The sequence below is a fragment of the Myroides sp. C1519 genome (assembly GCF_038039755.1).
In the GTDB taxonomy this organism is placed as follows: Bacteria; Bacteroidota; Bacteroidia; order Flavobacteriales; family Flavobacteriaceae; genus Flavobacterium; species Flavobacterium phaeum_A.
Map to the genome: position 1 here is coordinate 135,780 of NZ_JBBPHM010000005.1, position 9,895 is coordinate 145,674.

The 9,895-nt window shown below is 33.4% G+C and carries 10 protein-coding genes and 1 tRNA gene; 5 read left to right on the forward strand and 6 right to left on the reverse strand.

The features are described from left to right. Positions 1-63: 63 nt before the first annotated feature. The 5 genes from AABL81_RS04950 (at position 64) to AABL81_RS04970 (ending at position 3,952) form a co-directional block, all read left to right on the forward strand. The gene (locus tag AABL81_RS04950; protein ID WP_158210274.1) at positions 64-747 is read left to right on the forward strand and encodes a Crp/Fnr family transcriptional regulator; all 684 of its coding nucleotides are present in this window, start codon (positions 64-66) and stop codon (positions 745-747) included. Between the two features lie 86 nt (positions 748-833). Then, positions 834-1,856 carry a DHH family phosphoesterase gene (locus AABL81_RS04955; RefSeq protein WP_341340478.1) on the forward strand — a complete coding sequence of 341 codons (1,023 nt, stop codon included), beginning with the start codon at positions 834-836 and terminating at the stop codon, positions 1,854-1,856. After that, complete coding sequence (gene gldI, locus AABL81_RS04960) at positions 1,849-2,400, forward strand: gliding motility-associated peptidyl-prolyl isomerase GldI (protein WP_158210272.1); 552 nt, start codon at positions 1,849-1,851, stop codon at positions 2,398-2,400. Before AABL81_RS04955 ends, gldI begins: the two co-directional genes overlap by 8 nt. Before the next feature lie 5 nt (positions 2,401-2,405). Then, complete coding sequence (locus tag AABL81_RS04965) at positions 2,406-3,482, forward strand: peptidylprolyl isomerase (RefSeq protein ID WP_158210271.1); 1,077 nt, start codon at positions 2,406-2,408, stop codon at positions 3,480-3,482. 200 nt (positions 3,483-3,682) lie between these two features. After that, positions 3,683-3,952: a SemiSWEET family transporter gene (locus tag AABL81_RS04970; RefSeq protein WP_158210270.1), complete on the forward strand. Its 270-nt coding sequence runs from the start codon at positions 3,683-3,685 to the stop codon at positions 3,950-3,952. Positions 3,953-4,132: 180 nt separating this feature from the next. Here AABL81_RS04970 and secA read toward each other — a convergent pair whose 3' ends face one another. From secA to AABL81_RS05000, 6 genes are all read right to left on the reverse strand, one after another. Continuing rightward, positions 4,133-7,240: a preprotein translocase subunit SecA gene (secA, locus tag AABL81_RS04975; protein ID WP_158210269.1), complete on the reverse strand. Its 3,108-nt coding sequence runs from the start codon at positions 7,238-7,240 to the stop codon at positions 4,133-4,135. Between the two features lie 88 nt (positions 7,241-7,328). Continuing rightward, complete coding sequence (locus tag AABL81_RS04980) at positions 7,329-7,550, reverse strand: DUF2795 domain-containing protein (protein ID WP_002986941.1); 222 nt, start codon at positions 7,548-7,550, stop codon at positions 7,329-7,331. A 134-nt stretch (positions 7,551-7,684) separates the two neighbouring features. After that, a complete protein-coding gene (locus tag AABL81_RS04985) occupies positions 7,685-8,260 on the reverse strand; it encodes a cob(I)yrinic acid a,c-diamide adenosyltransferase (protein ID WP_158210268.1) in 576 nt (191 codons plus the stop codon). Positions 8,261-8,331: 71 nt separating this feature from the next. Beyond that, positions 8,332-9,021 (reverse strand): ABC transporter ATP-binding protein, encoded by a 690-nt coding sequence (locus AABL81_RS04990; protein ID WP_158210267.1) that lies wholly within the window; start codon positions 9,019-9,021, stop codon positions 8,332-8,334. Positions 9,022-9,144: 123 nt separating this feature from the next. After that, complete coding sequence (locus AABL81_RS04995) at positions 9,145-9,654, reverse strand: hypothetical protein (RefSeq protein ID WP_158210266.1); 510 nt, start codon at positions 9,652-9,654, stop codon at positions 9,145-9,147. Between the two features lie 72 nt (positions 9,655-9,726). Next, a tRNA-Arg gene (locus tag AABL81_RS05000) sits at positions 9,727-9,800 on the reverse strand. Positions 9,801-9,895: the final 95 nt, after the last annotated feature.

Sequence of the window (9,895 nt, forward strand, 5' to 3'; positions counted from 1 at the left end):
ATATGATATTTATCATAAAAAAAACGTACATTTGCAAAAAGTTTTTAACACAAATTATTAGTTATGGGTAGATGTGAGCAATGTATAATTAGAGAGTTTAGTTCTTTAAAAGCATTAACAAGGGAAGAACTCTTAACAATATCTGAAACAAAAACTCACTTCATTGTCAAAAAAGGTGAGACAATTTTTACAGAAGGTGACAACCTTAATGGTGTGTATTGTATCAAAGATGGTTTTTGTAAATTAACAAAACTAAATTCTAATGGTAAAGACACTATTGTAAAACTTGCTAAAGACGGGGACTTACTTGGCCAACGTTCTATCATCAATGAAGAAACTTCTAACCTTACAGCTACGGCTATTGAGGATATGCAAATCTGTTTTATTCCTAAAAAGGAAATGATGGATTACTTCACTGACAACAATAAATTCTCTTTATTAGTTACCAGAGACATTTGTAACCACTTAAAAGACGCTGATAAAGGCTTAGCTGATCATACCCATAAGACAGTGAAAGAACGTTTAGCTATTATTCTTTTAAAACTTGAAGAAGTTGGTGGTACAAACCAAGAAACAAATGCTTTAAACATTCAACTTTCACGTGAAGATTTAGCTAATATGGTTGGTACAGCTACAGAAAGTTGTATTAGACTATTATCTGATCTTAAGAAAGAGGGGATTATCGAACTTTCTGGTAAAAAAATTATCCTAAAAGATAAAGCTGAACTAAAAGCTTTAGCGCAATAATAAAATCTCTTTATTGATTTATTTGTTTTATATCATTTTAAAGAAAAACGCATTATTTTGAGCTCAAAATAATGTACTTTCGCATTATGATGAATGAAAAAAATTTAGAGTCATTAGAACGCATTCTAATCTCACCAAAAAAGATTACTATTATTCCCCATAGAAATCCAGACGGGGATGCTATTGGTTCAACATTAGGTCTTTATCATGTTCTAAAAAAAATAGGACATGATGTACACGTTGTAGCTCCTAACGATTTCCCTCATTTTTTAGCTTGGATGCCAGCAAGTGAAGATATCTTAATCTATGATAAAAATAGAGAGAGTACTTCTAAACTTATTGCTGACTCTGATTATATTTTCACATTAGACTTCAATGTTCTTCTTAGAACAGGAGATGATATGGAGAAAATGTTGCAAAAATTACCGAATCCTTTTGTTATGATTGACCATCACCAAATGCCAGGTAATTTCGCAGAATTAACGTTCTCTAATCCTGAATTTGGTTCTACTTGTGAACTTTTATATACAATCTTAGACAAGATTAACTTCACTAAATATATAGATAAAGATGCTGCTACTTGTATTTATACAGGTATTGTAACAGATTCTGGTTCTTTTAGATTCCCTAAAACCAATGCAAATACTCACCGTGTGATTGCTGCATTAATTGATAAAGGAATTGATAACCCACAAATTCACAACAATCTTTTTGACAATAGTAGTTATAATAGATTACAACTTTTAGGTAGAGCTTTACAAAATATGGTATTGCTTCCTGAGTTAAATACTTCGTACATATTCTTAACAGATGAAGACTTAAACGAGTTTAAACACGTTAAAGGAGATACGGAAGGAGTTGTTAATTATGGTTTGTCAATTAAAGGAATTGACTTAACTTTATTCTTTATTGAGCGCAAAGACGAGGGGATTATCAAAATTTCTCTGCGTTCTCAAGGTAATTTCGATGTTAATTTATTGGCTCGAAAATACTTTGAAGGAGGCGGACACGTTAATGCGGCTGGTGGTAAGTCAAATTTATCACTACAAGAAACAATCGAAAGATTCAAAGAAATTATATCAAAACACAAAAACGAGTTTTATGTTTAAATGTATTAAGTTTTTAGGTTTTCCTATTTTATTAAGCCTTTTTGTTAGTTGTGCACAAAATGAACCAGCAAGAAAACCAATCTCAAAGTCAAAAGAGAATGTAATACACTCTTCTGCTAAAATGAATATGGAGTTAATTAAAAGTGAGGAAGATTTAATTACCAATTACATTGACACACACCCTGAAAGCACTTACATCAATTCAAAAAATGGCTTTTGGTACACTTATTTAAAAAGAGAATTGAAGGATTCTATTAGACCTATTGCAGGTAATACAGTAGCTTATACGTATAACATAAGTACATTACAAGATAGTGTATTATACACAAAGAATGATATTGGTACTCTGAATTATCTTGTTGACAAAGAAGAGATTTTACCTGTCCTTCGACACTCTTTAAAATTAATGAAGGCTAATGAAGCTATCAAAGTTATTACCCCTTCTATTTTAGCTTATAGCTATTTAGGAGACAAACAAAAAATTGATAAAAACCAACCTCTAATCTTTACAATCGAATTACAATCTATTGAAAAAAATTATTAACTAATATGAAAAAAATGACAAGTTTAGTATTAAGTATTGTTGCTTTAATTTCATCTTGTGCATCACCTAAAGCTGATTTACCTGATGGACTTTACGCAGACATTAAAACGTCAAAAGGAACTATTGTAGCTGAATTAGAATATGAAAAAGCTCCTGTAACTGTAGCTAACTTCGTTTCTCTTGCAGAAGGAAATAATCCATTTGTAGACTCTCAATTCAAAGATAAAAAATATTATGACGGAATTACTTTTCACAGAGTAGTTTCTAACTTCGTTATCCAAGGAGGAGACCCTACTGGTACTGGTTCTGGTGGTCCTGGTTATGTATTTAAAGATGAGTTTGACGAAACTTTAAAACACGATAAAGCAGGTACACTTTCTATGGCTAATAGCGGACCTTTTACTAACGGAAGTCAATTCTTTATTACACACAAGGCAACTCCACATTTAGATAATATGCACTCTGTATTTGGCTACACCGTTAAAGGACAAGATGTAGTAGATGCAATTGAACAAGGGGACAAAATCGAATCTATCAAAATTATTAGAATCGGTAAAAACGCTAAGAAATTCAATGCTGCAAAAGTCTTTAAAAAATACTTTGAAGAAGAGGCTGCTTCAAAAAAAGAAAGTGAAGATAAATTGAATAACGCAAAGAAAGAACAAGCTGATAAAATCACTGAATTAAAAGCTAAAGCTATAAAAACGGCTTCTGGTTTATCTTACGTAATTGTAAAAGAAGGTGAAGGCGCTAAACCGAATATCGGTCAAGAAGTATTGATCGATTATGCTGGTTTCTTTGAAAACGGAATTATGTTCGATTCAAGTAATGAAGAGCTTTCTAAAACTTTTGGAACTTTTGACGCAAGAAGAGCTGCTTACAACCAATACATTCCAATTCCTTTTAAATATGGAACTAAAACTGGTTTAATACCTGGTTTTATTGAAGGTATTGAGCAAATGAAAATAGGAGATAAAGCTATTGTTTTTATTCCTGCTCATTTAGCTTATGGTGAAAGAGGTGTAGGTCCTATTCCACCAAATACAGACTTAGTATTTGAATTAGAAATGATAGCAAAATAAGCTACCTATAATAGTATTAAAAAAGGCTTGACAGATGTCAAGCCTTTTTTTATCCCAAACGCTAAGTAATCAAAATTCAAGCTTATAAAGCAAACATATACCTTAAAAGTATAGTTATTATATTGGATAAAATGTTTTTTTTACATAATTTACAAGTGTTAAAATACTTTTATTCAATTCATTAACTAAAAATATACAATATGACTTCAGAGAGCAAAGACACAAAATTCATTAAGGTATTGGGAGTTATCGCTACTATAATGTCTGTGGCAATGTATGTTTCTTATATACCACAAATTATGGCAAATTTAGAAGGTAATAAAGGTGACTATATACAACCCTTAGTAGCTGCAATCAATTGTAGTCTTTGGGTAACCTACGGAGCACTGAGAAAAGACTGGCCTTTAACAGCAGCAAATGCACCTGGAATCCTATTCGGTTTATTCGCTTGCTACACCGCTATATTTTAAATATTAAAAGCTTTAATCAACTTTCTGCTATTTTAAACATAACTATCACAGAGAATAAAAAACAGTCTTAAAAAGGCTTATTTACTTACATAATTAAAACATCATTAAAAGCACTCTGAATAAAATAAAAAAGGCTACGTTAACTAACGTAGCCTTTTTTATAGGTAAGCATTCGGAACACTATGCTTCTTCGATAGAAGGTGTTTCTTCAACTTTTTGTTGCTGTGGTAAATCAGCTCTTGTCAAGAAAGTCATTACTTCTGAATCAATTTCTCCAACTGTTTTCTTGAATAATTCGAAAGCTTCAAATTTATAAATCAACAATGGATCTTTTTGTTCGTGAACAGCTAACTGAACTGATTGTTTAAGCTCATCCATTTTTCTTAAGTGCTTTTTCCAAGCATCATCTAAAATAGATAAAGTAATGTTTTTCTCGAAATCATCGATTAAAGACATCCCTTGTGTTTGATAAGCCTCCTCTAAATTAGTAACAATATTAACCGATTTAACTCCATCTGTAAACGGAACTACAATACGTTCAAATTGTCCTTCATTATTTTCGTAAACGTTTTTAATTACTTTAAATGCTTCAGCAGCACTACGAGCACATTTATCTTGGTATGCTTTATATACGATCTCGTATTGTTTATTAGCAAGTGTTACAACGTCATCTTTTGCAAACTCACTTTCACTAACGATTGTATTTACAGCAAAATTACGAATGATATCAAACTCATAGTTTTTATAATCATTTGCCATTTTATTAGTGTCAATGATACGCTCACATAAATCATACATCATATTAGCGATATCCACTTTAAGACGCTCACCAAACAATGCGTGTTTTCTACGTTTGTAAATCACCTCACGTTGTGCATTCATAACGTCATCATATTCTAATAAACGCTTACGAATACCAAAGTTATTCTCTTCTACTTTTTTCTGTGCTCTTTCAATAGACTTAGTCATCATTGAGTGTTGGATTACCTCTCCATCTTCAAGTCCCATTCTGTCCATAATCTTAGCTACACGCTCTGAACCGAACAAACGCATTAAGTTATCTTCTAAAGAAACATAGAACTGAGAACTTCCTGGATCTCCTTGACGTCCTGCACGACCTCTTAACTGACGGTCAACACGACGTGAATCGTGTCTCTCTGTACCGATAATTGCTAAACCACCTCTGTCTTTTACTTCTTGAGATAATTTAATATCCGTACCACGACCTGCCATATTCGTAGCAATAGTTACGATACCTGGTTGTCCTGCTTCCTCAACAATTTGAGCTTCTTGTTTGTGTAATTTAGCATTTAATACATTGTGCTTAATTCCACGCATTTTCAAAGATCTACTCAATAACTCAGAAATCTCAACTGAAGTAGTACCAATCAATACTGGACGTCCAGCATTAGATAATTCAACTACATCTTCAATTACAGCTTTAAATTTCTCACGTACTGATCTATAAATCTTATCTTCTTTATCGTGACGAGCAATTCCACGGTTAGTAGGAATTTCAACTACGTCTAATTTATAAATTTCTAAAAGCTCTCCCGCCTCTGTAGTAGCTGTACCAGTCATACCAGCAAGCTTGTTATACATACGGAAGTAGTTTTGTAATGTAATCGTAGCAAATGTTTGAGTAGCTGCTTCAATTTTCACGTTTTCTTTAGCCTCAATCGCTTGGTGTAATCCGTCTGAATAACGACGTCCATCCATAATACGACCTGTTTGCTCATCAACGATCATAATCTTATTGTCCATTACTACATACTCAGTATCTTTTTCAAATACAGTATATGCTTTTAATAATTGACTTAAAGTATGAATACGCTCACTCTTAATTCCGAAATCTTGGAACAAAGCTTCTTTTGCTTCTGCTTCTTGTTCTTTTGGCAATTTTAATGCCTCAATTTTCGAGATTTCAGTTCCGATATCTGGTAATACGAAGAAGTTTTCATCTGTATCTTGAGATAACGCTTTAATACCATTATCAGTCAACTGAACTTGGTTGTTTTTCTCTTCGATAACAAAATATAAAGCCTCATCTACTTTATGCATTTCTCTATTGTTGTCCTGCATATAGTGATTTTCAGTTTTTTGAAGTAATTGTTTTACACCTTCTTCACTTAAAAACTTAATCAACGCTTTATTCTTAGGTAAACTTCTATATGCTCTTAACAATAAGAATCCACCTTCTTTTGTATTTCCTTCACGAATTAATTTTTTAGCTTCCGCTAAGAAACCATTCGCAAGTTTTCTTTGCATTTCAACTAAGTTAGCAACCTGTGGTTTTAACTCGTTAAATTCGTGTCTATCTCCTTGTGGAACTGGTCCTGAAATAATCAATGGCGTTCTTGCATCATCTACTAATACAGAATCCACCTCATCCACAATAGCAAAATTGTGTTTTCTTTGAACTAATTCTTCTGGCGAATGCGCCATATTATCTCTTAAGTAGTCAAAACCGAACTCGTTATTTGTACCGTAAGTAATATCTGCAGCATAAGCAGCACGTCTTCCTGGAGAGTTTGGTTGGTGATTATCAATACAATCAACAGTCATACCGTGGAACTCGAATAAAGGAGCTTTCCACTGACTATCCCTTTTTGCTAAATAATCATTCACAGTTACTAAGTGAACACCATTACCTGTCAATGCATTTAGGTACAATGGAGATGTAGCAACTAATGTTTTACCCTCCCCTGTTTGCATCTCTGCAATTTTACCTTCGTGCAATACAATTCCCCCGATCATCTGAACATCGTAGTGAACCATATCCCAAGTAACTTGTTTTCCTGCAGCACTCCAAGTATTTGCCCAATGTGCCTTATCTCCAACGATAGTTACATATGGTTTTGTTTCAGCAAACTCAATATCTTTTGGTGTAGCAGTAACAATAACTGTTTCATTTTCTTTAAATCGACGTGCAGTTTCTTTTACCACAGCAAACGCTTCTGGTAAAATATCTAATAACAATTTTTCTGAATTGTTATACGCCTCTTTTTCTAAGCTATCAATGTTAGCATAAATAGCTTCTCTCTTATCAATATCCTGAGTTTTCTCAATTTCTTCTTTGTAAGAAGCAATTTTCTCATCTTGATTAGCTCTTGACTGTTGTATTTTTTCTTTAAAATAAATAGTCTTTGCTCTCAATTCGTCATTTGACAAACTTGCCAAGCTTGAATCGTAAGATTTTATTTTTTCAATTAATGGTTTTATTGCTTTGATATCTCGTTCCGATTTATCACCAACAAATACCTTTAATATAGTGTTTATCAGGCTCATAACTTTATATGATTTTATTCTATTAACTTCTAAAGGTAAACTTAAATAAAAAAAAAGCCTCTATAAAAGGCTTTTTTTAATTTGTATCTTAATACTCATCCTCGTTCCAAAGATAATCTTCGTCAGTTGGATAATCTGGCCATATCTCTTCCATTGATTCGTATATCTCCCCTTCATCTTCGATAGATTGAAGGTTTTCAACTACCTCAAGTGGAGCGCCCGTTCTAATAGCATAATCAATAAGTTCATCCTTAGTAGCAGGCCATGGAGCATCACTTAGATAAGATGCTAATTCTAATGTCCAATACATCTCTATTCGTTTTTAATTTTTAATGCAAAAATAATTTTTATTATGAAATTATCAAGCTTTTTTTTATTTATTTCGTGTAATTCTAAGAACGTAGTGTTCTAAAAGTAAATAACTTTTAGATAAAATCTTATTTATTAAGATTCCTTACGAGGAACCCACTTTACTTCTTCAGCACCCAAATCAAAAGTCAACTTTCGTGCCAACACAAATAGATAGTCAGAAAGTCGGTTTAAATACATTAAAACAGACTCATCAACAGGTTCTATCTCGTTCAATTGTACTGACAGACGCTCTGCTCTACGACAAACACATCTGGCAATATGACAGAATGACACTGTTGTATGACCGCCAGGCAACACAAAATGAGTCATTGGCGGTAGTGATTCCTCCATACGATCAATTTCATTCTCTAACAACGCCATATCAGCTTCGCTAATTTTTGGAATATTTAAGCGTTCTTTCCCATTTTTTAAAATGGCTTTCTCTGGATCTGTAGCCAAAACAGCACCAACAGTAAATAACCGATCTTGTATCTCTATCAAAACGTTTTTATACAATTGATTCATTTCTTGATCGCGTATCAGTCCAATATAAGAGTTCAACTCATCTACTGTTCCATAACTTTCTATGCGTATATGATGTTTAGGAACACGCGTTCCTCCAAACAATGCCGTAGTTCCTTTATCTCCTGTTTTTGTATATACCTTCATCTATTTTATAGTCTATTGGCTAATTAATAACTTCACCAAATTACAACAAATAATTCAACTTAATACCTATCTTACTTTATTCGCTCATCACTTTCTATTACCCCATCTCTAAGGCGAATTATTCGATGAGCGTGTTCTGCAATATCTTCTTCGTGGGTAACTAATATCACTGTATTTCCATTAGCGTGAATCTCATCAAACAACCCCATAATCTCAATCGAAGTCTTCGTATCTAAATTACCGGTTGGCTCATCTGCTAAAATAATCGCAGGTCTATTAACAAGTGCTCTTGCTACAGCTACACGTTGTCTTTGTCCTCCAGAAAGTTGATTAGGATGATGATCCATTCGATCACTTAACCCCACCTGTGTCAAAACCTCTGTTGCTCGTTCATTTCGTTCAACTTTTGAATAACCAGCATACACCATAGGCAAAGCTACATTGTCCAACGCTGTAGTACGTGGTAACAAATTAAACGTTTGAAAAACAAAACCAATATTCTTATTGCGGATTTCTGCAAGTTGATCGTCATTTAAAGAACTGACATCCTTACCATTTAAGATATATTCACCTGAAGAGGGTGTATCTAAGCAACCTAATATATTCATCAAAGTTGATTTACCAGAACCTGAAGGCCCCATTAGAGCAACATAATCTCCCTTATCAATCTGAAGATTCACCCCTTTTAAAACCTTGACAGTCTCTGTACCCAACTTAAAGTTGCGCTTAATATCCTTTACATCGATGATAGTTTCTCTCATAGCAATTGCATTACTTTTACCTAAGCTTAGTTGTAATAGCGTTTAAAAGACTATCACTAACATAAACTTAAAGATTAAAAATACTAAAGCTATTCTATATTACCACGATTAAAGACAATAAAATTACATTCGAAGTGTAAAATGTTGCTTCAATTGTTCTGATCTAATAAAAGCTAAACCGAAATAGTAAAAATCCAACGTCACGATAAAACGTTCATCACTTACTACATCTTCCCACAATTGATCAACTACAGAATTCTCTTTTCTCCTATCAAACATCAATACTGTATCATTGTGCATCGCTGCATACAAAATATCACTTGTAAGCGCAGATTGTTGATCAAGCGAACTACCAATCCAAATTAAATCACTTTTACCTTGAGAAGGCTTAAAACAAGTAACAGCAGTAGAAGTAACCTCTATTTTCTGTTCAACTCCAATAATAGCTATATGCTTTGGCGCATAATAAGCCAACACCCTTTGAGGAAAGGCATTTTTTTTAGCCAACTTCTTCCATCTCGAATCTTTAGGATAAAGACCTTTAGTCAACAAATTAAAAACAAAGGGAGAATGCACCCCGTGTTCATTACTTGATTTCCACCAAAACTTAAAGTAATTCTTTTCCTTAGTCATCTTGTTGTAGGTTTGAAGCAAACAAAAATAGGTTATAAATAAAAAAAGCCCATCAAAATGATGAGCTTTTTGTGACCGCGGCAGGATTCAAACCTGCAACCTTCTGAGCCGTAATCAGATGCGCTATTCAGTTGCGCCACGCGGCCGAAATAACGTTAAATTGTCTATTAAACTTTTTGTGACCATGGCAGGATTCAAACCTGCAACCTTCTGAGCCGTAATCAGATGCGCTATTCAGTTG

Bases quoted from the DNA above. Each gene is read 5' to 3' on its own strand.
- AABL81_RS04950 (WP_158210274.1), top strand. From the start codon at position 64: ATGGGTAGATGTGAGCAATGTATAATTAGAGAGTTTAGTTCTTTAAAA.
- AABL81_RS04955 (WP_341340478.1), top strand. From the start codon at position 834: ATGATGAATGAAAAAAATTTAGAGTCATTAGAACGCATTCTAATCTCA.
- gldI (WP_158210272.1), top strand. From the start codon at position 1,849: ATGTTTAAATGTATTAAGTTTTTAGGTTTTCCTATTTTATTAAGCCTT.
- AABL81_RS04965 (WP_158210271.1), top strand. From the start codon at position 2,406: ATGAAAAAAATGACAAGTTTAGTATTAAGTATTGTTGCTTTAATTTCA.
- AABL81_RS04970 (WP_158210270.1), top strand. From the start codon at position 3,683: ATGACTTCAGAGAGCAAAGACACAAAATTCATTAAGGTATTGGGAGTT.
- secA (WP_158210269.1), bottom strand. From the start codon at position 7,240: ATGAGCCTGATAAACACTATATTAAAGGTATTTGTTGGTGATAAATCG.
- AABL81_RS04980 (WP_002986941.1), bottom strand. From the start codon at position 7,550: ATGTATTGGACATTAGAATTAGCATCTTATCTAAGTGATGCTCCATGG.
- AABL81_RS04985 (WP_158210268.1), bottom strand. From the start codon at position 8,260: ATGAAGGTATATACAAAAACAGGAGATAAAGGAACTACGGCATTGTTT.
- AABL81_RS04990 (WP_158210267.1), bottom strand. From the start codon at position 9,021: ATGAGAGAAACTATCATCGATGTAAAGGATATTAAGCGCAACTTTAAG.
- AABL81_RS04995 (WP_158210266.1), bottom strand. From the start codon at position 9,654: ATGACTAAGGAAAAGAATTACTTTAAGTTTTGGTGGAAATCAAGTAAT.